At 35.0% G+C, this 25,365-nt stretch carries 24 protein-coding genes and 1 riboswitch; of the genes, 8 read left to right on the top strand and 16 right to left on the bottom strand.

The window, feature by feature from the left end; translation table 11 throughout:
* Positions 1-259: 259 nt before the first annotated feature.
* The 6 genes from PSU83_RS00155 to rmuC form a co-directional block, all read right to left on the bottom strand.
* On the bottom strand, positions 260-2,317 hold the full coding sequence (locus PSU83_RS00155) for an FG-GAP-like repeat-containing protein (protein WP_300585371.1): 2,058 nt from the start codon (positions 2,315-2,317) through the stop codon (positions 260-262).
* A 28-nt stretch (positions 2,318-2,345) separates the two neighbouring features.
* Complete coding sequence (locus tag PSU83_RS00150) at positions 2,346-3,476, bottom strand: hypothetical protein (RefSeq protein ID WP_300585370.1); 1,131 nt, start codon at positions 3,474-3,476, stop codon at positions 2,346-2,348.
* Between the two features lie 216 nt (positions 3,477-3,692).
* Positions 3,693-5,738: an FG-GAP-like repeat-containing protein gene (locus PSU83_RS00145; RefSeq protein ID WP_300585368.1), complete on the bottom strand. Its 2,046-nt coding sequence runs from the start codon at positions 5,736-5,738 to the stop codon at positions 3,693-3,695.
* Between the two features lie 24 nt (positions 5,739-5,762).
* Positions 5,763-6,857: a hypothetical protein gene (locus PSU83_RS00140; RefSeq protein WP_300585366.1), complete on the bottom strand. Its 1,095-nt coding sequence runs from the start codon at positions 6,855-6,857 to the stop codon at positions 5,763-5,765.
* Positions 6,858-6,975: 118 nt separating this feature from the next.
* The gene (locus tag PSU83_RS00135; protein WP_300585364.1) at positions 6,976-7,515 is read right to left on the bottom strand and encodes an acyl-CoA thioesterase; all 540 of its coding nucleotides are present in this window, start codon (positions 7,513-7,515) and stop codon (positions 6,976-6,978) included.
* The gene (gene rmuC, locus PSU83_RS00130) at positions 7,505-8,896 is read right to left on the bottom strand and encodes a DNA recombination protein RmuC (protein WP_300585362.1); all 1,392 of its coding nucleotides are present in this window, start codon (positions 8,894-8,896) and stop codon (positions 7,505-7,507) included. Before rmuC ends, PSU83_RS00135 begins: the two co-directional genes overlap by 11 nt.
* Positions 8,897-9,049: 153 nt before the next feature.
* Here rmuC and PSU83_RS00125 point away from each other — a divergent pair, with 153 nt between their 5' ends.
* The 3 genes from PSU83_RS00125 to PSU83_RS00115 all read left to right on the top strand — a co-directional run bounded on the left by PSU83_RS00125 (position 9,050) and on the right by PSU83_RS00115 (position 11,465).
* Positions 9,050-9,976, top strand: a complete 927-nt coding sequence (locus PSU83_RS00125) for a DUF4476 domain-containing protein (RefSeq protein ID WP_300585360.1) — start codon at positions 9,050-9,052, stop codon at positions 9,974-9,976.
* Positions 9,977-10,419: 443 nt separating this feature from the next.
* On the top strand, positions 10,420-10,992 hold the full coding sequence (locus tag PSU83_RS00120) for a pseudouridine synthase (protein WP_300585358.1): 573 nt from the start codon (positions 10,420-10,422) through the stop codon (positions 10,990-10,992).
* A 20-nt stretch (positions 10,993-11,012) separates the two neighbouring features.
* Positions 11,013-11,465 carry a tRNA (cytidine(34)-2'-O)-methyltransferase gene (locus PSU83_RS00115; protein WP_300585357.1) on the top strand — a complete coding sequence of 151 codons (453 nt, stop codon included), beginning with the start codon at positions 11,013-11,015 and terminating at the stop codon, positions 11,463-11,465.
* On the opposite strand, the gene PSU83_RS00110 is transcribed toward PSU83_RS00115, so the two are convergent.
* From PSU83_RS00110 to PSU83_RS00085, 6 genes are all read right to left on the bottom strand, one after another.
* Positions 11,452-11,949 carry a hypothetical protein gene (locus PSU83_RS00110; protein WP_300585355.1) on the bottom strand — a complete coding sequence of 166 codons (498 nt, stop codon included), beginning with the start codon at positions 11,947-11,949 and terminating at the stop codon, positions 11,452-11,454. The genes PSU83_RS00115 and PSU83_RS00110 overlap by 14 nt on opposite strands.
* 34 nt (positions 11,950-11,983) lie before the next feature.
* Complete coding sequence (locus PSU83_RS00105; RefSeq protein ID WP_300585353.1) at positions 11,984-12,781, bottom strand: ABC transporter ATP-binding protein; 798 nt, start codon at positions 12,779-12,781, stop codon at positions 11,984-11,986.
* Positions 12,778-13,803 (bottom strand): iron ABC transporter permease, encoded by a 1,026-nt coding sequence (locus tag PSU83_RS00100; RefSeq protein WP_300585351.1) that lies wholly within the window; start codon positions 13,801-13,803, stop codon positions 12,778-12,780. The genes PSU83_RS00105 and PSU83_RS00100 overlap by 4 nt, the downstream gene beginning before the upstream one ends.
* Positions 13,804-13,836: 33 nt before the next feature.
* Positions 13,837-14,973 (bottom strand): ABC transporter substrate-binding protein, encoded by a 1,137-nt coding sequence (locus PSU83_RS00095; protein WP_300585349.1) that lies wholly within the window; start codon positions 14,971-14,973, stop codon positions 13,837-13,839.
* 52 nt (positions 14,974-15,025) lie between these two features.
* On the bottom strand, positions 15,026-15,622 hold the full coding sequence (locus tag PSU83_RS00090; protein ID WP_300585347.1) for a T9SS type A sorting domain-containing protein: 597 nt from the start codon (positions 15,620-15,622) through the stop codon (positions 15,026-15,028).
* A gap of 93 nt (positions 15,623-15,715) precedes the next feature.
* Positions 15,716-15,892 carry a hypothetical protein gene (locus PSU83_RS00085; RefSeq protein WP_300585344.1) on the bottom strand — a complete coding sequence of 59 codons (177 nt, stop codon included), beginning with the start codon at positions 15,890-15,892 and terminating at the stop codon, positions 15,716-15,718.
* A gap of 66 nt (positions 15,893-15,958) precedes the next feature.
* Positions 15,959-16,294: riboswitch (cobalamin riboswitch) on the top strand.
* A 104-nt stretch (positions 16,295-16,398) separates the two neighbouring features.
* Between PSU83_RS00085 and PSU83_RS00080 the strand changes: the two genes are divergently transcribed.
* Both PSU83_RS00080 and PSU83_RS00075 read left to right on the top strand, forming a co-directional pair.
* Positions 16,399-18,339 carry a TonB-dependent receptor plug domain-containing protein gene (locus PSU83_RS00080; RefSeq protein ID WP_300585341.1) on the top strand — a complete coding sequence of 647 codons (1,941 nt, stop codon included), beginning with the start codon at positions 16,399-16,401 and terminating at the stop codon, positions 18,337-18,339.
* Between the two features lie 145 nt (positions 18,340-18,484).
* Positions 18,485-18,643 carry a hypothetical protein gene (locus PSU83_RS00075; RefSeq protein ID WP_300585338.1) on the top strand — a complete coding sequence of 53 codons (159 nt, stop codon included), beginning with the start codon at positions 18,485-18,487 and terminating at the stop codon, positions 18,641-18,643.
* 100 nt (positions 18,644-18,743) lie between these two features.
* On the opposite strand, the gene PSU83_RS00070 is transcribed toward PSU83_RS00075, so the two are convergent.
* Complete coding sequence (locus PSU83_RS00070) at positions 18,744-19,265, bottom strand: hypothetical protein (protein WP_300585336.1); 522 nt, start codon at positions 19,263-19,265, stop codon at positions 18,744-18,746.
* A 190-nt stretch (positions 19,266-19,455) separates the two neighbouring features.
* Here PSU83_RS00070 and ctlX point away from each other — a divergent pair, with 190 nt between their 5' ends.
* Complete coding sequence (gene ctlX / locus PSU83_RS00065; protein ID WP_300585334.1) at positions 19,456-20,391, top strand: citrulline utilization hydrolase CtlX; 936 nt, start codon at positions 19,456-19,458, stop codon at positions 20,389-20,391.
* Positions 20,392-20,439: 48 nt separating this feature from the next.
* Here ctlX and PSU83_RS00060 read toward each other — a convergent pair whose 3' ends face one another.
* On the bottom strand, positions 20,440-21,867 hold the full coding sequence (locus PSU83_RS00060) for an SDR family oxidoreductase (RefSeq protein ID WP_300585332.1): 1,428 nt from the start codon (positions 21,865-21,867) through the stop codon (positions 20,440-20,442).
* A 47-nt stretch (positions 21,868-21,914) separates the two neighbouring features.
* Positions 21,915-22,538 (bottom strand): MarC family NAAT transporter, encoded by a 624-nt coding sequence (locus PSU83_RS00055; RefSeq protein ID WP_300585330.1) that lies wholly within the window; start codon positions 22,536-22,538, stop codon positions 21,915-21,917.
* A gap of 113 nt (positions 22,539-22,651) precedes the next feature.
* On the opposite strand from PSU83_RS00055, the gene PSU83_RS00050 reads away from it, so the two are divergent.
* Positions 22,652-23,017, top strand: a complete 366-nt coding sequence (locus PSU83_RS00050; RefSeq protein ID WP_300585328.1) for a CoA-binding protein — start codon at positions 22,652-22,654, stop codon at positions 23,015-23,017.
* 60 nt (positions 23,018-23,077) lie between these two features.
* On the opposite strand, the gene PSU83_RS00045 is transcribed toward PSU83_RS00050, so the two are convergent.
* Complete coding sequence (locus tag PSU83_RS00045) at positions 23,078-24,574, bottom strand: sodium:solute symporter (RefSeq protein ID WP_300585326.1); 1,497 nt, start codon at positions 24,572-24,574, stop codon at positions 23,078-23,080.
* A gap of 155 nt (positions 24,575-24,729) precedes the next feature.
* Between PSU83_RS00045 and recR the strand changes: the two genes are divergently transcribed.
* Positions 24,730-25,350, top strand: a complete 621-nt coding sequence (gene recR / locus PSU83_RS00040; protein ID WP_300585324.1) for a recombination mediator RecR — start codon at positions 24,730-24,732, stop codon at positions 25,348-25,350.
* Positions 25,351-25,365 lie beyond the last annotated feature (15 nt).

Genomic DNA, 25,365 nt, shown 5'->3' with positions numbered 1-25,365 from the left:
TATAATAATTTTTGCATGAAATTCAAATGAATCACTGTAGGGCCAAGCAATAAAACACAAACATAAAATACTGCAGTACTCCAATTACCTGCTGGATTAATTGCACAGGAACGGTTGCTAAAAGAGATTGAATCAACTGCTATAGCGGAAATTTAATTTATTGAAGATTTTCTCTTAAGTTTTTCTAGAATCGAAATAATATAAAAAAAGCGTCCCGATTCAATTAAAATCGGGACGCTTTTTTTAGTAGTTTAAATTGCTATTGCTTGATGAATTTTTGAGAGTAACTTTTATTATTTTCATCAGAGATTGATAAAACGTAAGTTCCTGTGGCTAGTTTTTCAACATTGATCGGTTGTGTTAAATCGTCTACAGATAGCACTACTTTACCGGTTAAGTCATACACCAAAGCGGATTTAAGAGTAACATTTAAATTAGTATCCAATTGAATGTTTATAACATCTTTAACCGGATTTGGATATAAAGCGAACGCTCCGTTATTGAATGAGTTTACAGCTAATGTAGCACCTTCAACCACCAATAGCATTTGATTAGGTGTTACATTAGTATAAGTATCAATAATTCCAGAAGGCCATCTTACAATTACTTGGTCGATTGTAGTTGCTTGTCCAATTCCAAAATGAGCATTTAAAGAACTCATATATTTAAATCCTTCACCACTTCTGATATCTCTAATTTGCTTGCCCCAAGCACCGTAAATTTCAATACGAGCGCCAATTCCGTTGATGTTACTTTGAGTTCCTTGTAGTCCAACTTTTAGCCATTTATTGGTGTTTGGAACTGCATAGCGAACGGTGTTTCCATTCAAAATATCAAGGAAACCATCACTATTTAAATCACCAACCGCGCCAATTGAAATTCCAGAATAAGCTACAGATGCAAAAGTACTGTTGTGTTGGTTGAACATAATTTTGTTTCCACCGCCTAATACGTCAAGAAATCCATCATTATCAAAATCATAAGTTACATTGTCAATGTTTGTAGAAGTATTAGTGTCCCATCCTGAACCAACAGTGATATTGGTAAACGCTTCTTCGGTGCTGTTTGTTGTATCGAGGTTATTTCTAAAGTACTTATGTGATCCAGAACTTGCCGTGATAATGATGTCCATATCGCCATCATTGTCAAAATCACCAATAGCAGATGACCATGTTTGGATTGGAGTAACGTTAATTTGAGCTAGTGCTGAAATATCGGTATAAACGCCGTTTCCATCATTTCTATGCAGTTCACACGGAGGTCCTGAACATTTCGAAATGAAAACATCTGTATCGCCATCGTTGTCAAAATCAGTAAATAAAGTGGCATAATTTCCTCCACCAATACCAAGTTTCATAGCACCAGGGGTTACATTAGATTGATAAAAGGTCAAAGGGTTCGTTGCCCCGCCACCATTCAAGTAATAGCAGTTTGGAGCGATATCGTGACAAGAGAAAATATCAAGATTACCGTCGTTATTTAAATCGGCAAAATTTGTTCTTTGGCAGAAAATATAATCTCCGGGGGTTATGCTTGTATACCCTGTGCCAACAGATTTCCATACAGAAAGCCCTTGACCGCTTCCTAAAATTAAATCGGTTTTTCCATCTTTATTGAAATCACCTCCGGCAAGACTCCATCCAGGCATGAAACTTGTCCCTGCAACAGGATAATCGGTAATGGTAAATGTACCGCCAGCGCCTTGTTGATGTACTCTAAGGTTATTAGCACTAACACCAGCGATATCATCAATACGGTCACCATTCATGTCGGTAACACATAAATTGTATGAACTGTTGACAGTAGCTATAGTCTGGACGTTATACGTAATTGGAATTACAGGCGGAACCACAACGGCACTTTCTGTTAATTGGAAACTGAATCCCGTATTTTGTACCGTATTTAACCACATATTATCAAAAGCAATTATATAAGAAGTTCCTGCAGTAACATTGAAAGATGCTACTGATGAAAAATCGGAACCTCCGTCATCATTACCCGTTAAACAAGTTAAAGCAGCACATGTTCCTATGTAAATATGAACACGTGTATCTTTTCTTGGAGTGTTTGCAGCGATATCAGTACTTACCGTCACAGTATGATTTGCTGTTGGGGTGTAAATAAACCATTCTCCAGCAGGATTAGGTTGCGTATTAGCGCCATTGTCAGCACAAATAAGTGTTGGTACAGTTCCATTAATGACACCTACCGTGTAAATTCCGGGGCCGGATAGTACCTGAGCACCCGTACAAGAATTCTGTGCAATAGATACTTGCACCATAAAGAGCAATGTGATAATTAAAGTAATTTTTTTCATGTTTTTGATTTAAATTGTTTGGTTACTTTTATGGACAAGTCGTTAGTGAATTTATCCATTCTTCTATTAAAGCGATTCCTTCTTCATGCAGTATTGTTCTGCCATGAAGAGGCATTCGGACTGATTCATCTGTTGTGTTTAATCTGTAATAAAGCATTGATCTGTTTATGTTTCCGGGTTTCACAATTTTAGTCAATGCCGGTGCGAAGCTATAGTCTTCTGTATCGACGCAAACTCCCATCATTGTTTGTCCGTTAGAACCGCCCGTTAGATTAAACGCAAAACGCATTGGCCGGTAATCACAATGTCTGTCAATGGCATGGCAATGGGAACAATTACTGTCTAAATAGGAGCGAACCCTTGTTTCCAAAGGTCTGGTGTTGTCATTATAATCTATTACAGTATTCTCCGCTGTTGGTCGGGTAAAATTATTTTCTAAATAGCCTTTCTCAGCCCATTTAGTGAGTTGATTTTTAGTTTCGGTACCATAGTTAAAACTGAAATTAAGATTCTGTGGTTTAATACCAATCGGAATGTAAATTTCTGGATCTGTTGTTCCGGGCGCAGGTTTTACTTTATGGCAAATTATGCATTGAACTTCTGTTGGTATTCTATAGCTAGTACTTTTTATAACATTATTTTCGTCTTTCCAAGAAACATCTGTATTACTTCCAGCCATATCAAGATAGGCTTCTGTCTGATCAGTATTCCATACATATTCTGCAAATATCCATCCTGATGCTTTTCTAATCATAAGACGTGTTTCAATTATTCGTGAGCCACCAACCGGAGTTATATTCTGTACATTATCGTAATAAAAAGTTTTTATCAGAACAGCTCCAATAGGCAATTCTAAAACTTTACTGTCTGAAATATAGGTTGCTTTTGTTCCTTGCGGCATCCAAACAAATCTTTTTTTATGAGCATAGTCAGAAAACAATGAAGATGAAGGTTGGTAGGGTAAAACATTTAACGCTGGAGTCAGGTTTTTCAAATCTCCTTCGAAAAATTTATAATCAGATAGTTTTGGATACGGAACTTGAGTTAAATCAACTGTAACAGGAGAAACCGGAATATAGTCATCTTCGTTATCCGAACAAGAGATAAAAATAAATATCGATAAAAAGAGCGTAATCGCCTGAAAGTACTGTTTTTTCATAAAAAAAAATAAAATAATTTCAAATGTAATAATTATTTTCGCAATTAGGTCAAGTGTAATCAATTAAAAGCTAGAGTTCTATTCAAATTAATAGTTGACAGAATAAATTTTTTTCTTTCTGAAAGACGATACTTATGGTTTTAGTTTTAATATAAATTGACATAAAAAAACGTCCCAAAATTTGAGACGTTCTTCTAAATACTGCAGTATGGCTAGTTATTCTTTGATAAATTTTTGAGAATAGCTTTTGTTATTTGTGTCAGAAATTGATAAGATGTAAGTTCCAATCGGTAATTTTTCTACGTTGATTGGTTGTGTTATATCGTTTATAGAAAGCACAACTTTACCGGTTAAATCATAAACTAAAGCTGATTTGAGTGTTACGTTAAGATTGTCTTGCAATTGAATGTTAACCATGTTTTTTGCAGGGTTTGGATATACCGCAAATACTCCGTTATTGAATGAGTTTAGGGCTAGTGTTGCACCTTCAACGATTAAAAGGTTTTGATTTGGCGTCACATTAGTAAGGGTGTCAATCGTTCCTGATGGCCACGTTATTACTACTTGATTGATAGTTGTAGCTTGACCAATACCAAAGTGAGCCGTAATGGTACTCATGTTTTGGAATCCGGTTCCGCTTTGCACATATCTAAGTTGTTGTCCCCATGAACCATAAATTACAACTCTGGCACCTATGCCATTTCTGTTACTTACAATCCCACGAAGGTTAACGTTGATCCATTTGTTTGTATTTCCATTGTTGAATAAAACTGAAGTTCCGTTTTGAATATCTAAAAATCCATCATTATTTAAATCACCAACAGGTCGGTCAACTGAAGAAATATTATAGGTGTTTGGATTAGGCGTGAAATGAAAATTACCATCACCAAACATAATGGTACTTCCAGATCCTAAAACATCCAGAAAACCATCATTGTCAAAATCCTCTGCGATATATTCTCTGCCTAAGCCCGAGTTGGTATCATATCCTGAACCTGATGTGACGCTTGTGAATGTGCCGTCACCATTATTTCTTTTTACGTTGGTATATCCATTAGAAGCCGAGTTTACACCCACTACTACATCCATCCATCCGTCATTATTAAAATCACCGCAAGCGCCAGACCATGTTTGTTCTGGATTAGCCATACCTGCTTCTGTTGCTACGTTTGTGAACGTTCCATTACCATTATTTCTATGTAGTTGATCAATATTGCCGCCAACACCAGAACCACCTTGACCACATTTTGCCAAGTACATATCTACATCGCCATCATTGTCAAAATCAAACCAGTTTGAAGCGTAATTTCCACCTGATGGAAAATCACCAATTCCACCTTGTATGTGGTTCAAATTTGTTCCGTCATTCATGTAATATCTGTTAGGAGCATTGTCATCACAAGCAAATGCGTCTAATTTACCATCGTTATTGATATCGACAAAATTAGTTCTTTGAACCAAATACGATTGTGTTTTTCTATCGGTAGTGTATCCCGTTCCATCGCTGTTTGCTTTTAAAAATGCTACTCCACTTCCTGAACCATAAATCAGGTCATTAAAACCGTTGTTGTCATAATCTCCTGCTGCAATACTCCATGAAGGCAATACAGAAGTGTTAGGAATCGCGTAAGTTGCTGTTGAAAAAGTACCACCAGCTTGCTGATAGGAAATAGCTAATTGTGTTGTACTAACTGCAGAAACGATATCATCTAAAAAATCTCCATTCATATCAGCAATACAGTTGTTGTATCCGCCTGTAATACCTGCAATATTTTGAGAGGTAAATCCCAATCTGTCTGGTGCAGGTGGAGCTGCTTCCATCACTGAAAAAGTAAAACCGTTTGAACTATAGCGGTTGTCAAAAGCAATAATATAAGTTGTCCCTGTTGCTGCTGCAAAACTTACTTGCGAAGTAAGGCCTCCATTAAAATCATCATTTGCACCAACACAATTTAATGCGGCACAATTTCCAGAGTAAACCAACAAACGTGTATCAGTATTATTGTTTTGGGAAAAAACGGCAGACACAGTGATGTTGATATTTTGTGTAGCAGTAAATTTATACCATTTTCCTTTTGTCGGTAAACCGTTGTTGTTATTTAAACTACAAAAAAGTGTTGGCGGAGTTCCCGTTTCGGCTGTAAAAGGCGGCGCTACTGTAGTTGAATTTAATGTAACACTTGTTGCACTGCTGCAGTCTCCTTGAGCCATAGCTAATGAAATACTAAAATACAGAACAATTAAGTATGTAATTTTTTTCATGGTACGAATTTTATTTTTTTTATATTAATTACAAGATTGTGTTAAAGACGAAATATATTCCTGCAAAAGGGCAACACCTTCGTCATGCACTATGGTTCTTCCTAGTAACGGCATTCTTTCACTTTCGTCGTTTGTACTCAAGCGGTAATGCATAATTGATTTGCTATAATTTCCTGGAGTGATAATTTTTTGTAATGTTGGGCTTATGGGCTCGTCGGCTAACAAACAAGTGCCAATAAATGAATCGATATTTGTTTGACTGAAAGGTAATCGAATAGGTCTGTAATAACAGCGCGCTTCATCCTGATGACAGTGCGCACAATTGATATCCAAGTAGGAACGCATTCTTAAATCTAGTGGCTTTGTTGTGTCATGATAATCTACTGTTGAAACAATAGTTGATGGATAACTTTGCAAATAGCCTTGTTCCACTAATTTCTGTAGTATGTTTTTAGTTGTAGTTCCGTAGGTATAACTGTGATTAAGGTTTTGCGGTTTAACTCCAATTGGTGTTGCGATTTCATTGATTTTATGACAGGCAAAACACTCTGCGTCAGACGGAATTCTGTAGTCTGTAGTTACAATTTCACCACTTGGTTTTGCAAATGTGATGTTTTTTGAACTTCCATTTGTAAAGTCAACTCCTGAAAGTAAAATAGCATCTGTCTGTTCGTCATTCCATACATACTCATAAAACTTCCATCCAGTAGAATGTCTTATCATTATCCGAGTTTCAATAATTTTTGTAGAATTGTTTGGCTGAATTGTGGTGTAATAAAAGGTTTTAATCAATGCAGTGCCCACTGGGAATTCCAAAATCTTATTATCTGCTAAGTAAGTCGCTGCAACACCATTTGGCATCCAGATGAATCTCTTTTTAGAGGCGTAATCAGTAAAAAGAGAACTGGCGGGTTCATACGGAAGGACATTTAGAGATGGCTCTTGATTTTTCAGGTCTCCTGTAAAAAATTTGTAATCTGATAATTTTGGATAAGGAACCAAAGTTAAATCAACAGTGACAGGGGATACAGGAAGATATTCATCGTCCTGGTCTGAACACGAGATGTATAAGCTAGTAAAAAGTATGCAAAGGGCAAATGCAAAATAATTTTTTTTCATAGTTTTTTATTGTGGATTTCAAAAATAAGAAATAATTTGGAAATAATACCATTTATTTAAGTAGTGGCAAAATAAGTTACTTATTTATATGAATTGTTCAAGGAAAATTTTAAAAAACTTATAATTTAACACGATAAGACTTTAATATCTTCATAGCAGATTCCGATTTAAAGTCAAAAATTTCTTCGTGCTCGTTTCTTTCTTTTTTCAAACTATTTTGTTTGATGCCCTTAAAAAATCTCCTAATTTCATCATCGTTTGATAACTTTAATCCTGGAACTTCAATATTATTTTCGTTTTTGTCCTTAGCAACCATTGTAAAATAGCTCGAGTTACAATGTTTTACTTTTCCGGTTTGGATATTTTCTGATTCAACTCGTATACCAACTATCATCGAGCTTTTACCCACATAATTAACACTCGCTTTCATTGTTACTAATTCTCCAGCTTCAATTGGATTTAGAAAATCGACTGTGTCAACAGAAGCCGTAACGCAATAATGTCCAGAGAATTTGGAAGCACTAGCAAATGCAATTTGGTCTAACAAGGACAAAATGTAACCACCATGAATTTTACCACTAAAATTAGTATGCGAAGGCAACATTAATTGCGAAATTGCAATTTTGGAAGAAGCTACGGTTTTAAAGTTATTGTTCATCTGTAGTGGCTCTTAAAAGGATGTTTTCAGGCAATGATTTTTTGGCTTTGGCGCCCATTTTTTTCAAGTTTTCAACTCGATTGATGAGGTTTCCACTGCCGTCCACTAATTTGTTCATTGCATTGTCATACTCTGTTTTCGAATCTTTAATTTTGTTTCCAACTTTTACCAAATCCGAAACAAAACCTTCAAATTTATCATATAAAGCGCCTGCTTGTCGTGCAATTTCCAGCGCATTCTCTTGTTGTTTTTGATTCGCCCACATACTGTCAATGGTACGTAAAGTTGCCAATAAAGTGGAAGGCGTAACGATCACTATGTTTTTTTCAAAGGCTTTGTTATAAAGTGTGGTATCTTCATTTAAAGCCAAAGCAAAGGCAGATTCTATCGGGATAAATAATAACACAAAATCGGGACTTTCCATCTGATATAAATCGTGGTAATTCTTACTGCCTAATTGATCCACATGACGTCTTATCGACATGATATGTTCTTTTAAATACTGCGCTTTTTCAGTTTCATCTTCTTCATTAATGTAACGTTCGTAAGCAGTCAAAGTCACTTTCGAATCGACAATCATTTTCTTACCATCCGGAAGATTTATCACCACATCCGGGAAAACGCGACTGCCATCTTCTGCGGTAAAACTTTGTTGAACTTCATATTCACGGCCTTTTTCCAAACCCGATTTTTCTAATACGCGTTCCAAAACCAATTCGCCCCAATTTCCTTGCATTTTACTGTCGCCTTTTAGTGCTTTGGTTAAATTCAACGTTTCCTTGCTCATTTGTTCGTTCATTTCGCGCAAGCCTAAAATTTGTTGGCGCAAAGCTGCATGGTAATCAATACTTTCTTTGTGCGTATCTTCGACTTTCTTTTCAAAAAGCTGAATTTTATCTTGTAAAGGCGTTAGTATGTTTTTTAAATTTTCTTTGTTTTGTTCGGTGAACTTTGAGGTCTTTTCTTCCAAGATTTTGTTGGCCAAATTTTCAAATTCTTTGGTGAATTTTTCCTGAAGCTTTTCGACTTCTTCTTTTTGTTCTTTGTTGCGTTCCCAAAGATTATCAAAATCGGTTTCTTTTTTGGATAGCTGAATCGCTAAAGACTCTTTTTCAGAACGAATAGTTTCTTTCTCCGTATTAGATGTTACTAACTGCTTTTCAAAATCAATTTTGTCTGATAAAATCTGCTTTTCAAATTGATTGCGCTCATTTTGAAATTGCTCTTTCAACTGATTGATTTGTGAAAATAATCCGTTGATTTTTTCCTCTAAAGATGCTTTTTCGGATGTGGAATTGGCTTTAAAAAGCGCTTTACCTAAATAAATCCCAATGGCTAAGGCAATGATAAAAGCCACGATAAGAACTAAATTTTCACTCATTTTTTTGGATATTTTTTAAAAGTTTAAAGATACATAGAAACAATTACATTTAAAGACTCATTTTTTTATAACTCTAGGTCTTTGTCACCATTTTTGAAATTGGGATTTTGATAAAATATAAATTATATTTACACACTTTTAATTAATGATTTTATGAAAAGAACAATTACTTTAATAGCTGTATTGATGATTTCAGCAATTAGCTTTGCACAATTTGGTCCATACGGACATTTGAATGTATTCTCTGAAGATGGAGATAAGTTTACATTAATCCTAAACGGAGAAGTGATTAACGATGTTCCGCAATCGAATCTTAGAGTGGAAGAATTAAATCAACCTTATTATAATGCTAAGGTTAAATTTGCCGACAATTCTTTGATGGATCTATCAAAAAATAATTTGATGATTACTGATGTTGATGGAATTTTTATGGACGTAACCTATAAAATCCGTAGAGATAAGAATAACAAAACAAAAATGAAGTTAAATTATTTTTCTTCAATTCCAGTTAGACCCGATTTTATTCCCCCATCAAGTGTACATGTGATTCATTATGGTCAACCTGCACCACCTCCAGTTCGAGGTGTTGTTTCCCAAACTACAACAACCACACAAACAGACGGTGTTAATATAGGTGTGGGTGTAAATGTAGGAGGAGTAAATATGGGAATTTCTATAAATGACAATATGGGTGGCGGTTCTGTTACGCAAACTACTACCACTACTGCACATTCTGGCCATCCTGCGGATACAGGTTATGCAGAACCAGTTAGAGGTTGTGGAGGAAGAGCGTGCATGACTTCTGGTAACTTTAATGCTGCTTTAGCGACAATCAAAAAGCAAAGTTTTGAGGAAACACGCTTAAAAACTGCCAAACAAGTAATCACTGCCAATTGTTTGAATGTAGATCAAATTATACTAATAGCGAATACCTTTAACTTTGAAGACAATAAGTTAGATTTTGCAAAATATGCTTATGATTTTTGTATCGAACCAAGAAATTATTTCAAATTAAATGGAATTTTTTCCTTCAGTTCTAATGTTGATGAATTATCAGATTACGTTCAAAGCCGACAGTAATAGTTTTGAATTCTAAGTAAACAAAGACTATCCGTTAAGGATGGCCTTTTTTTTGAAGCTTAATAAGCATTGTCAATAATTCATTTATTCATAAAAGAATAATATTTGTCGAATTTTTGATTTTTTGTTCTTCTGTCGGAATAGCTATTGTAAAATAATGTTCTGGATTTTGTTCGTTTCGAAAATCTTAAAAAGCTTAAAACTAGGGAAATAAAAAACAAAATAATTAACATTGCCATGAATATAAGATAGCTGAATTCAAATGAATATTTCAAATTAGTTACGAATGCATATCCTAAAACTAAGGAAGCAAAATTGATGAAAAGTGAGTATAGTGTTTTCATAACTTTGAATTTTTTAATTTGATATGATAAAATTAGCTTTAATTTTGTCCAGTCGTTTATACAATTTTAACATTCCATTATATAATCTTAATCTATTATATGCCTGCTGCCCAACATTTTATCCTTCATAAACCGCACGGCTATTTGAGTCAGTTTATTTACGAGAAAAAACGAAATAAGAAGAAACTCGGTGAATTATATGATTTTCCAGAAGGTACCATGGCTATTGGACGTTTAGACGAAGATTCAGAAGGATTACTATTGCTGACAACGGACGGAACGATGAGTGAAATGGTGCGCAGTACATCCGTAGAAAAAGAATATTATGCGCAGGTAGACGGAATAGTTACAGAATATGCTATTGAGCAAATGAAAAACGGTGTTGAAATAGGCTTTAAAGGAATTCGTTACACAACGAAAAAGTGCGAAGCTAGGATCATATCCAAACTTCCTGAAGCGATTGGCGAAGGACGAAGAATTCGAGATGAGCGTCATGGTCCAACTTCATGGGTTTCCATCACGCTGACAGAAGGCAAGTTTCGCCAAGTCCGAAAAATGACTGCAGCCGTTGGGTTTCCAACACTTAGGTTAGTAAGAATCCGAGTCGGAAACATACATTTACATAACTTAAAAGCCGGAGAAGTTCGCGAAGTGCAAAGTTTTTACAAATAACCAAATAACCGAATACCCAAATGCTTAATGTTGTTTTAGTAGAACCCGAAATCCCAAACAATACAGGAAATATTGGTCGATTGTGTGTGGGTACCGAAAGTCGTTTGCACTTAGTTCATCCCTTTGGATTTGTGATTAATGATAAGAATTTGAAACGTTCCGGTTTGGATTATTGGGTGCATTTGGATGTAACCGAATATAAAGATGTAGAAGAATGGATTGCTATAATTCCAGATAAATCGCGCGTTTTCCTAATGAGTTCACACGCCGATAAATCGATTTATGAAGCGGAATTTCAAGACGGGGATTGGTTGGTTTTCGGAAAAGAAAGCGTGGGTTTGAGTAACAAAGTTTTAGCATTATTCGAAAATCATCTGACCATTCCAATGTCAAGCTTAATTCGGAGTTACAACATTGCCAATTCGGTAGCGTTTGTAGTTGGAGAAGCCAAAAGGCAAATTACTGCACAATAAAATTAGTATACGATTTTAATACTTTATTGATGCTATTTTCCAATGAAGGTTTGGCATCTTTAAAATCATTTTTGACCTTACCGTCTGAAGTAAAAAAATTGGCTACTCTAGTTTTAAGAGCTATATTTTCGGTGTAAATTTCTTTTACCGAAATACTCACGGTATATGTTTTAGTGCTTTGAAATTCGATTTTTAATAGGTATTCAATATCGTAATTGTATTTAACACCAACATTATAAGTGTAATACGCATTCAAGATTTTAGCCTGTATTATTATTGAATTTTCAGTTACTTCTGATACATCATATCCTTTTTTATTGAAATACGCAGCCCATGATTTGGAAGATTGAATTAACTTATCTACAGGTTTGTTTGGCGTTTTTAGTTCCAATGTTGCAAAACCTTGTGGAGTTAATTCTACATCGGTTTGTGCAGCACATACACTAACGAAAAAAAATACGGCAATTTTCAGAAACAACGTCATTTTAATCATTTTAGAGTTAACACAAATATAAATATTATAAATTCTTAAAACTGAATTTTCCTTTTTCCTTGTCAAAAAAGAGATTTTCATCTTTGAATAAGGTATCGAAAATACCTCTGGAAATCAAATTACATGGCTCATCTTGAACAATGCTATCTTCAGTCATTACAATCATTTCATCCGAAAGTTGTATTGCCAGATCGATATCATGAGTCGAAAACAAGATGCATTTATTGGTTTCCTTGGACAACTTTTTCAATAGTTTAAAAACCGAGACTTTGTGAAATAAATCCAAATGAGTTGTCGGTTCATCCAGAATTATTAGCGGCGTATCTTGTGCCAATGCTCTACTGATGAGCACAATTTGCATCTGACCATCACTGATTTCATGGTGTTTTTTATCTGTCAAATGTTCAATATGTGTGAGTGCAATCGCCTGGTTTACTTTCTTCAAATCTTCTTCCGAAAGTTTGCCGAGCCAATTCGTATAAGGCTGTCTCCCTAAAGCAATCAATTCAAAAACCGTCAAATTACTGGGTGGTAACTTCTCGGTTAAAACCAAACTCAAATTCTGAGCCAGTTCCAAAGGATCGTAATCAAAAATGTCTTTGTCATTTAACGTAACAGCTCCAGCTATAGGTTTCTGAATTCCAGTAATGGTGCGTAAAAGAGTTGACTTTCCAATTCCATTTGCTCCAACTAATGAAATAAGTTTTCCTTTTTCTAAATTCAGATTTAGATTTTCGGCAATAGTTTTTTTCTCCTTTTTGGATTGATATCCAATGGATAAATTTGAAGTGGAAAGTAAGTTGGGTTTATCTAAATTTTTCATTGCATACTTCTTTTTCTAACAATCAACCAAATAACAATTGGCGCCCCAATAATAGACGTTATCGCATTGATGGGTAACGTAAAATCATAGCCAGGCATTTGCGAAACCGTATCACAAAAAAGCATAATAATTGCACCGATTAATAGCGTTGCAAAAAACAATATTTTATGGTTACTCGTTTGGAACAATAATTTTCCTAAATGCGGAACCGCTAAACCAATAAAAGCAATTGGGCCAGCAAAAGCGGTAATACTTCCAGCTAGAATACTTGTTGCAAATAGTATAAGGTAACGTGATCTCTTTAGGTTCCATCCCATACTTTTCGCATAATTCTCCCCTAATAATAATGCGTCTAAGGATTTCAGAGAAAATAAGCTAAATAACATTCCAACAAAGATAGAAATTGCCAAAATGGATATATTCAGCCATGATAAATTACCAAGGCTTCCCATTGACCAAAACGTATATTTCTGTAGTTGTTCCGCCGTACTGAAGTAGGAAAACACACTCACAATTGCTCCTGTAAAACTGCTAAACATCAATCCTACAATCAAAATGGACATCGTGTCTCGCAAGCGTTGGGAAACAATTAGAATCATCAGTAAAACCAAGGAACTTCCGATGCACGAAGCCAGGATAATTCCATAAGAAGATAATAAGAACTGAGAGAAAATTGCGGGTAAAAATCCAGAGCCGAGAATCACAAAAGCAACGCCTAAACTAGAACCCGAACTCAATCCAAGAACATAAGGTCCGGCTAAAGGATTTCGGAATAAAGTCTGCATCAACAAACCCGAAACTGAAAGTCCGATTCCAACAAGAATGGCCGTAATTGCTTTCGGTAAACGGAAATTAATTATAATATAGTCCCAAGTTTCTTTAGAGGCTTGACCACCAAACAAACTGCTGAAAACATCTTTAATCGGAATCGAAACTTGTCCAAAGGAAAGGTTCAACAACAATGTCAATAGCAATAGCACTGACAATGAAGTGAAAAGAAGTGTATTTCGGGTTTTGAACATTTTTTTATCTGTGCTTTTCTGTAAAATCTGTGGTTACCTTAGTTTTTCAAAGAAAAAAGGTTCGTAACCCGCTAACAATTCGGGATGCATTATTTTTACCAAATCCTTCAATACAATATCTGGACGGTTTGGTGCTAACTCATAATAAAGAATTCCACCAGTTTTCCCTTTTTTTCCGCTGAACGAATATACATTTTTATTGGTAAAAGCATCAAATTGGGCATAATGTGGATTGGAGTCGGTCATTTCTTTTAAGCTAGAAAACTGCCCAGAAGTAATCCAGAAAGCTGCATTTTTTCCCTTTTCAAAAACAGTTTCAAACGATAAAGACAAACTTCCTGTTCCGCTGGTTTCCTGCCATAAATAGTTTCCGTTTGCCTGTTTTAGTAATAGACTTCCCCAACTCGTTCCTTTTGGCAAATACCATCGATCTTCGAACATATCACCTGCTAAAATGGTCGGAGTAGAAGTCGCTAGTTTTGCAATTTCAATGGTTTTTAAAAAATCTTCTTCAATTTTAGTAAACAATTCGTCAGCCTGTTTTTGTTTGCCATATAAAGCTCCGAAAAACTTAATCCATTCGGTTTTTCCTAAAGCCGTTTCTTCGTTCCAATCGCCGTTTAACATAACTTTTAAACCGCTTTTCTGAAGGTTATCTAATGTTGGATTGTTGTTGTCAATGCCATACCCGATGATTATATTTGGCTGCAAATCGAGAATTACTTCGGTATTTAAAGTTTTATTATTACCCAATTCTTTTACTTTTCCAGCATCAATTCGGGCTCTTACTTTTTCTGATGAAATATAATTTAGATTCGGAAAACCAATCAATGAATTCTCTTCGTCTAACATTTCGAGTGAAGGAATATGCGTTGTAGAAGTTACGACTATGGTTTGTATCGGAATACGAATAATCGGATTTTGTTTTAAACTATCCGGAAGAACTCCATCTTTTTCTTGAAGAATGTAGGTGTAAGTTTTACTCGCTTTTGGCCACGGATTTTTAACCGTTACAACAGAATATCCAGTGTAATTTTCAATAGAAAAACCTTTAGCGTAGCGAACAGTGTTGGCTGAAGAAACTGCAATTTCCTGTTTTGTTTCGGTTTTGCAACTGTAAATAATCAATAAAACAAATGACAACGCAATTTTAGATACAATAGATTTCATAAGGATGTTTTGCAAGTGCTGCAAAGGTAAAAGGAAACCCTTAAAATCTTTTTTATTTTTTCATCAATTTATAATTCGCTTTTTGACCGTTTTCAAAATCGAGATTTAGAATATACATTCCGGCACTTAATTTTGAAGATTGATAGTCTAATTCAGCTTTTGAAGTTGTGTTAGAAATTGTTTTTCCATTAATATCTATTATAGCATAATTGACAATCGTCTGCTCAGTTTCTATATCAAAATTTCTTGGAAACGGATTCGGAGAAATGACAGCTTTTGGTTTGTCAAATTGTGGATTGGAAAGCATTACTCCTCCATTTACTGATTCTATTGTCTGAATAACCGAAGCATAATTTAATAAAGCAGCATTTAAAAGATTTTTATCACAGTCACAAACCGTAGTGTAATACCTCAAAGTACTATTTACATTAGATGAAGGATAGCTTTGAACATAATAAAAAACATTAAAATTTTGAAAAATGGTATTCAATCCTGCGTCATTAGTAACTATAATATTATTTGAAGTTCCAACAGGAGCGCCTATGTTTAAATTCACTAACTGTAATCTAGTTGCATCTGTGAACTCATAATTATTGGTAATTTTTGCTGATTCGATAACAGTAGAATAGGCAAGTAAATCGGCAATCATTTGCGCTGGAAAAGTACCTCTTATGATTTTTATTTTTCCGACGTAATCAGGATAAGGATGTACTTCATTGGTCAGATATCCTTCAATAACATTTTAAGCCGACAAAATAGCATTTAATCCTGCATCATTAGAACTGTTCGTACTTATGTAATCAAATCCATTCCAATAGTAATTAGGATTGCCCACATTTGGGTTCACCAGCCTTATCTCAATACCAGGTTGGGAAAAAGCAAAATTCGAAACCAATACAATAAGTAATAACTTTTTCATAATCAGCCATTTTAAAGTTAGGTAAAACTAAGGAAATATTTTTAGGTTTAAACTTATTCTGTGTTATCTTTGCACCCGAATTAAGGTTGCGATTTCTGTTTTTCAAAATCGCATTAAAAGGGAATTTAGTGAAGAATTACGAATTTAGAATTATGAATTAGGAATTAATGCCTAAATCTAATATCTAAAATCTAATATTTTAAATCTAAAGCTGTTCCCGCAACTGTAAGCTATTAAGCTTGTTGTTATCTACAAAACCACTGTTTGAAATAGTAGATTTTAAATTTCAAATATTAGATTTTATAAATATCTAATATTAAATATTAAAAATTTAATATCAAGAATGGGAAGGTCAACAACAAGACGCAAGCCAGGAGACCTGCCTCATTCATCAGAGTAACAAACTTTCGGGAAAAGAGGTTTGGGTATGGGTAAATTCTATGCTTTTCTCCCACAATTATTTAAATTTTTTAGAGTCGAGAGATTCTAGAATAAATTCAGATTGAATGAAAAAATTATTTAAAATCAGTGCGGCTTTTGCATTGGTAACATCTTGTGCTATGGCTCAAGAACAGGATTCCATCAAAGTGAATTCGCTAAATGAAGTTGTCGTTTCAGACACCAAATTTGCACAAAGCAAAGAAAAATCGGGAAAAGTTATTGAGGTAATTACCGCGGTAGATTTAGAAAAAAAATCCGGGCAAAGTTTGGCTACGGTTTTAAGTCAGGTTTCAGGAATGGAAATTAACGGAAATCAATCTGCCAATGGAAAAAATCTAGGTTACTACATTCGTGGTGGGAAAAACCGTCAGATTTTGATATTGATTGACGGAATTCCGGTTACAGATGCTTCTGGAATTAGTTTTGAATATGATTTACGCTTGTTGCCGGTAGAACAAGTAGAACGCATTGAGATTATGAAAGGCGCAGCAAGTACTTTATATGGTACCGGAGCAGCAACTGGAGTGATTAATATTACGCTAAAAAAGTCTGCTAAAAAGGAAATAGAAGGTAATGCTTATGTAAACATAGGTTCCAATACTACCGCCGAAAATCATCATTATAATGGACAAGATTTTAACCAAGGATTATCGGTAAACGGAAACTATAAAAAAGTAAATTACTTTGCTGGAGTAAATAGCACGGAAACCAAAGGAATGTCACAAGTTGCTGGAAAAGAGTATGAACCCGATAGCTTTTCGAGACAAAACCTTTTAGCAAAATTAGGCTTTAAAGCAACAGAAAAACTGACGTTAGATTTTTTTGGAAATTATGACCGAATCAAAAATGACTATGATTTGACATTTGATAATACGGGTTTTAATGACACGGATGCTAACGTAACTACTTCGGAACAAATTCGTTTTGGAGTCGTCCCAAAATACAAATACAACAAAGGAGAATTCATTTTAAATTCGGGTTTTACCAAAATTAAGCGGGATTATGACGAGTTGAATACTTTCTCAAACACAATTGACTATTCGTTATATGAATCAAGAAGTGTTGTTTTGGATGGTTTTAATAAATACAATTTGAGCAAGCAACTGTTTATGGTTTTAGGGGTCAATTATTTATTTAATGATATGAAAAGCCAAACACCATTCAGTACTATCGAAAGCGAAAGCACCAAATTTAACATCGTTGACGGTTACACAACCCTAGTGTATAATTCAGATTTTGGGTTGAACGTAAACGCTGGTGCCCGATTGAACAATCATAGTGCTTATGGTAATAATTTTGTGTACAATTTCAATCCGTCATACAATTTCAAAACTTCGTTTCCGCTGAAAGTTTTAGCTTCTTACAGTACTGCTTACATCACGCCAAGCTTGTATCAATTGTATTCTGAATATGGCAACGCCAATTTAACACCGGAAAAAAATGCAACTATTGAAGCGGGATTTGAAACCGAATTGCTAAACAAAAAAGTAAAATGGAATGCAGTTGCCTTTTACAGAGATCAAAATAATGCCATTGACTTCTTTTTTGATCCCTTAACTTTTGATGCTTTTTATGTCAACGTAAATGGGGAAACCAAAGCAAAAGGTATGGAAACAGCTTTGAATATCGCGATAACTTCAAAATTACGATTCAACGGAAACTATACCTTCACTCAAGTTGATAAAGCCTTAGATAGACTGATTCCAAAGCACAAAGCAAATGCTGGTTTGGATTTTCAACCCACAAACAGGACACTTTTTAATATAAGTTATCAGTATTTCAACGCCCGAAATGATGCGTTTTTTGATGGCAATACTTTTGGTGTTGTCACCACCAAGTTAGGTTCTTATCAATTGGTTAATGCCTTAATAAAATACGAATTGATCAAAAGTCGCCTAACGGTATTTGGTGCAGCAACTAATATTCTGAATCAAGAATTTGTTGAAAATGTGGGATACTCCACACGAGGAAGAAACTTCAAAATTGGATTAAACATTGTTTTGTAGTTTAAAAAAAAAGCACTCGAAAGAGTGCTTTTTTATGTTTTGAAATAAGATTATTTTCGCTGCAATTATGCAATAATATCACGCAAAGCTATAAGTTTTTGAGGTTGTAATGGCGTTATATTTACTGTACTTAAAATAAGAAATTATGAAAACACTATTCAACTTTCGAATTGGCTTGATGGCCTTTATGGCAATTTTATTATTTTCATGTGCCTCACAACCTAGAAATCATGGAACAGCCTCTGACAGAACTGGAACAAACGGGGCAACCAACGGAACTGGAAAGGTACCACTTGGAAAGTAGCTAATTGTCAGAACTTGGTTATCAATTTCAGATGGTTCTAAATCCAAGACTTATTTGTTTGATAATTATGGTAGAAAGCAATGCTTGTTGTATTTACATTTTAATCTTTCAAACTGTATAAGATTTTCCTAAAATCTTCTTTAAACTTGTCTTTTGACTCTGCAGCGGTCCATGAGATTATTTTGTAGAATGACGTTTTTGTTTCTACAATACCCAACAAATAATATATTTGAACAGTTGCTTCACTGTCTAAATACGTTAGATCCGCCTCAATAAAATTTATATTATTTTTCTTTGTTTCTATTGGCTTAGACACTTCTCTACTTTTTTCATCTTTAGCAAAGTCTTTAATGAAATTTTCATAAAATTCATTAATTGAAGTGAAATTCAAATCAGCCAAAAGCAGCTCTTCCTTACTATCTTCGATTACAAAACTGTAAACATCTTTCACTTCATTTTTATATTGAACTGCCGCGGATTCATTAAGGCCAACGGTTCTCGACATGTAATCTGGAATACTGAGGTCGAAGCTGTGTCCGATTTTATAATTTTTCAGAATTGTTTGGGAGTACGATGAAATACTAATTAAAAATAATAAGGTGGAGTAGGTGATTAATTTCATTTTATTTATGGTCTAATTGCTATTTGAAAGTTCGTAAAATTTGTTCTAAAACTAAAAATTATCAGCCCAAGATAGGATTTTTTTGTCAAGAGAAACTAACTTTTTTATTTGTTTCCGTTTGTCTGGAGTTTTGTTATCTTTGGATTACTATAAAAGCGACGAGGCTAAATTATTATCTAAAAATCACAAAATGAAACAAACAACCAATTCAATCTTGATGATTCGTCCCGTTGCTTTCAGAATGAACGAGCAGACGGCAATCAACAATTATTACCAAAAAGTTCTTGACGGACTATCCCCAGAAACAGTCAATGCGAAAGCCCAACAAGAATTTGATGTTTTTGTTACCAAATTGCGTAAAGTGGGTGTCAATGTAACGGTCGTAGAAGATACTTTAGAACCCAATACACCCGACAGTATTTTTCCGAATAACTGGATTTCTTTTCACGAAAGTGGTGATGTAGTTTTGTATCCAATGTTTGCTAAAAATAGACGTTCCGAACGTCGAGAAGACCTACTTGATGTTCTAGAAGACGATGGTTTTGTAATCAAGGAAATCATGGATTATACTCAGGCGGAAGACGATGGAATTTTCCTTGAAGGAACCGGAAGCTTATTATTAGATAGAGAAAACGGAAAGGCTTATTGTGCGCTATCGCCAAGAGCTGAAGAGGAATTAATGATTGAATTCTGCGAGGATTTCGAGTTTACGCCAGTAATTTTTGAGGCATTTCAAACGGTAAATGGTGAACGAAAACTGATTTATCATACGAATGTTATGATGTGCTTAGGCGATACTTTTGCAGTAATCTGTGCCGATTGTATCGATGATAAAAAAGAACGCAAAATGGTTTTGGATAGTCTTCGCGGTGATGATAAAGAGATCATTTTAATCACAGAGGATCAAGTAAACAACTTCGCGGGAAATATGCTTGAAGTAAAAGGTAAAGACGATAAACGATATTTGGTAATGAGTGAATCAGCCTATAAAAGTTTGACCAAAAAACAAATTTCTCAATTAGAAGCTCATGTAGAAATAATCCATTCGTCGTTAGATACTATCGAAGCTTGCGGTGGTGGAAGTGCGCGCTGTATGATGGCAGAAATATTTCTTCCTAAAGAATAGAAAATTAAAATTATAAACCAGAAAGCCCAAATTTATTTTGGGCTTTTTTTATTCAGAATTCGCAATTCTTTTTATCATTCCGCCAAAGATGAAAAAATGAAATGGCACTAAAGAATACCAATACAATCTTCCCCATAATCCTTTGGGACGAAAAGTCGCAATTTGATGTAAAGTGTTGTCTTCATCAATCCTGAACTCGAGCCAAGCTTCGCCCGGTAATTTCATTTCAGCATACAGCAATAAGCGTCTTTCTTCTTTATTAGCAAGCAATACACGCCAGAAATCTAAAGCATCTCCGCTATCCAAATGGGTAGGATGCGTTCTTCCTCTTCGTGCACCAACTCCGCCAACCAATCGGTCTAAAAAACCGCGTGTTCGCCAAAGCCAATTGCCATAATACCACCCGCGTTCGCCACCAATGGACCAAATGTTTTGTAAAGCTTGTTCCGGATTTTCAAGTTTTAAGCTTTGATGGTCTTTCAGACATCCAAATTTTGGTATTTGTACAAATTCTGAAAAGTTGTGTCCAAATCTTCCGCTGACCATACTGTCTTTCCAGCTGGAGATTACCAAGTTTTGTTCGATTTTTATAAAAGCTAACTTAATCGCATCAACGTAAGTTATGGGTTTTATATGGAGTAGTTTTTGCAAACGGTTGTCATTACAGATGACTTCCATTTTCATACTATCTACTAGATTTATAGCCAATTTATATGAAGTTGAGGTTACGAAATACAACCAATAAGACGATAACTTCGGCGTCATTACGGGTATGGTTAAAATCCATAATTTAATACCTCTAGTTTTGGCATAAAGTAGCATCATTTCTTTGTAGGTTATTACATTTGGGCCACCAATATCAAAAGAATCATTATAGCAGTCTTCTCGCAATAAAACGCCAATTAAATATTGAATTACATCTCGAATTGCAATTGGTTGGCATTTGGTTAGCACCCATTTAGGTGTAATCATAACCGGTAGTTTTTCACATAAATCCCTAATAATTTCAAAAGAAGAACTTCCAGATCCAACGATTATTCCTGCACGCAATACAGTAGTTTTAAAATTTCCTTTATAAAGTATTTCTTCAACATTTTTTCGGGATTGTAAGTGCTTTGAAAGATGACTGTCATTTATTATCCCGCTCAAATACACTACTTGTTTTACACCGATTTTATCCATGTACTGATTGAAATTTTCTGCAGATTTTGATTCCATGGTATCAAAATCGGAAACAGAAGAGCTCATGGAGTGAATAAGATAATACGCTGCATCTATATGTGTTGGAAGACCATCAAAATTGGGTTCGTCAAGAAAATCGACTTCCCAAACGCTGACCGCTTCGAGAGTTGCCTTATCTAACCCAAGTCGATTTTGATCGCGAACACAGCACACTACCTGATGGCCTTGTGATAAAAGTTCGGGCAACAATCTTCGTCCTACGTAGCCATTAGCGCCAGTTAAAAGTATTCTCATCTGTGCAATTTTTCATAAAGTTAGTTTAAATTACACTTTAACGGTTTTTAAATTCCTCTTATTATACTCAATACGGAACTGATGATGTATTGAATCCCGATAGCAATGGTAAGGAAGCCCACAATTCTGGAAATGGCCACAATTCCGGATGCGCCAAGGTATTTTGCCAAATAATGTGCACTGCGAAGAATAATGTAAATCAGAATTGCTACAATCAAAATTGCTATGCACGACCAAATAATGTCGGAAGCCGAATGGTGTTCCTGATAATACGCAATAAGTAACGAAATCGAACCTGGTCCAGCAAGCATTGGCATTGCTAAAGGCGTCAAGGCAATTTCGTTTCGGTTTTCTATGTCTTGTTGTACTTTTTTGTTAATTCCTTTATTTTTATTGAATTTTCCGTTAAGTAATCCAAATCCGGAACTAGCGATGATAATTCCACCTGCAATTCGAAGCGCTGAAATGGTGATGCCAAAAAACTGCAAAACATATTGTCCCAAGAAAAAGGAAATAATTAGAATGATAAATACATTAATTCCAGTCAAAAGTGCCACGCGTGAGCGTTCTTTTTTAGAATAATCTTGGGTTAATCCAACAAATATTGGAACGGTTCCAATCGGATTCAGAACCGAAAAAAGAGCTGCAAATAGAAAAATAAAAATCTCCATAGTTTTTTTGGCAAAGATAAATAGTGAGATTCACTTTGAATATGAAATTGAAGTTAAATAATTCTTCGTGATTATAAAGTTAGCATTATCTTTGGCAATCAGAAATGAAAACTATGAAAAATAAAAAAACTTTAGTGCTAGGCGCAACTACAAAACCGGATAGATATGCCTTTAAAGCTATAAATGCACTTGTAGATAAAGGACATTCTGTGCTTGCAATTGGTCAAAATCAGGGCGAAGTTGCAGATGTTAAAATTTATACTAAACAAATTCCATTGGCTAATATTGATACGGTTACGTTGTATCTAAATCCGTTACGTCAGCGCGATTACTACAATTATATTATCGAGACGAAACCGAAACGTGTAATTTTCAATCCTGGAACAGAGAATCCGGAGTTTTATCAATTATTAAAAAGCAACGGAATTAAAGTTGAGGTTGCTTGTACGCTGGTTTTATTGGCGACGAATCAGTATTAGAATTAAAAATTACGAATTACGAATTACGAATTACGAATTACGAATTACGAATTTTCAACCTTAGTATCTTGTGTTTTCGGTTGCTGGTTTGCTGATTAAAAATAATCCAATAAACGTAATCAGTCCGTTGACGATGATTAGTTCGTTATCGATTACATAATTTCCTAGAAGAACAGCGGAATACTTGCTGATCAAAAAGCAGATTGCTGGTGAAAGAATGCAAATTAATGGCACAAACTTGTCATGTACCGTTTTCGATTTCATAAACAATCCAAAAGCATACAATCCTAAAAGCGGACCGTAAGTGTAACTGGCTACTTTAAAAATCATCGTAACTACCGACTTATCATTAAGTGAATTGAAAACGATAATTACCAAAAACATCAATATCGAAAACGTAACATGTACTAAATGACGCGTTCGCACAATGTTGGGCTTGTTTTGGTTTTTTTCTTTATCCATACCAAGAAAATCAACGCAAAACGATGTTGTTAAAGCGGTTAAAGCCGAATCAGTTGTGGCGAAGGTTGCTGCAGTCAATCCCAATAAAAAAACTACGGACGGAATAAGGGTCAAATGATTAAATGCAATTTCAGGAAATAATAAATCGGTTCTCTTTACGTCGCCAACCATTGGAATTCCGATTCCGTTTTTTGCTGCATATAAGTATAGTAAGGCGCCTACACTCAAAAAGAAAATATTGATTAGTACAAATATTCCCGTGAAGGTGTACATGTTTTTTTGCGCTTCGCCGATGTTTTTGCAACTGAGATTTTTCTGCATTAAATCTTGATCCAATCCGACCATAGCGATTGTCACGAAGATTCCACCCAAAACCTGTTTCCAGAAATAATTTCCTTTGAGATAATCTTCAAAAAAGAAAACCTTGGAATAATTGCTGTTTTTTACGGCTTCAAATGCTTGGAAAAACGATAAATCCATGCTCTCGCAAATGAAATAAATTGTTAGAAAAACAGAAGAAACTAAGAAGAACGTTTGTAAAGTGTCCGTAATAATTATAGTTTTCAATCCGCCGCGATAGGTGTAAGCAAATATCAATGCCAGAGAAATCAAAACGGTGAGAGCAAATGGAATGTTGAAGGCGTCAAATACGTAGCGTTGCAATACAATGACAACCAAATACAATCGAAATGATGAACCAATTGTTCGGCTAATCAAGAAGATAGTTGCGGCGGTTTTATAGCTCACAACACCAAGTCTTTGCTCAATGTAGCTGTAAATTGAAGTCAGATTCATTCGGTAATACAGCGGAAGCAAAACCGTTGCAATAATTAAAAAGCCAATCGCATTTCCGAGTACAAACTGGAAGTATTTGAATTGTAAATCGGGATTTCCAACCTCTCCTGGGACCGAAATAAAAGTCACGCCCGAAAGCGCTGTTCCAATCATTCCGAAAGCGACCAAATACCATTTCGAGTTTTTATTGGCTTTAAAAAACGTATTGTTATCAGAGCCTTTTTTGCTCACCCTATTCGAAATCAAAATCAATAATCCGAAATAAATAATGATAATAACTAGAATTGTAGTTGGTGTCATGGATTGGGTTTTACAGTGAGCCAAAATACTAAAAATTGGGGGTTTGGTTGTTCGGTTGTGCAGTTATTTGTAAAGAATGAAATGTTAATAAAAATATATTGGCTAACATTCTTAAAACCTAGTAATCTAAGGTTCAATTTTGTTACTTTTGCGCCATGGAATTTTCTTCAAAATTGCTTGAAAAAGCTGTAAATGAGATGGCGCAATTGCCTGGAATTGGCAAACGTACGGCCTTGCGTTTGGTTTTGCATTTACTTAAACAGCCATCAGAGCAAACCCAATTTTTAGCTGAGGCGCTAACCACAATGCGAGATGAAATTAAATTTTGTGTTAATTGTCACAATATTTCGGATGTTGAAGTGTGCGAAATCTGTAATAATCCTCAGAGAAATCATAAAATTATTTGTGTAGTAGAAGATGTGCGCGATGTGATGGCGATTGAAAATACCAATCAGTTTAAGGGAATTTATCATGTTCTAGGTGGGAAAATTTCGCCAATTGATGGCATTGGTCCTAGCCAGTTGAATATTGCGTCATTGGTTACAAAAGTAAAATTGGGCGAAATCGAAGAATTAATTTTTGCATTAAGCTCAACAATGGAAGGCGATACAACAAATTTCTTTATTTTCAGACAACTAAAAGATATGGATATAAAAACCTCTACCATTGCTCGTGGAATTGCTGTTGGTGATGAATTGGAATATGCCGACGAAGTTACTTTGGGACGCAGTATTGTCAATCGAATTCCTTTTGAAAATACGCTGAAGAATATATAACCTAATAATATCTAA

The organism is Flavobacterium sp. (genome assembly GCF_029945805.1).
GTDB lineage: Bacteria > Bacteroidota > Bacteroidia > Flavobacteriales > Flavobacteriaceae > Flavobacterium.
This window is presented reverse-complemented; position numbering and strand designations above follow the sequence as displayed.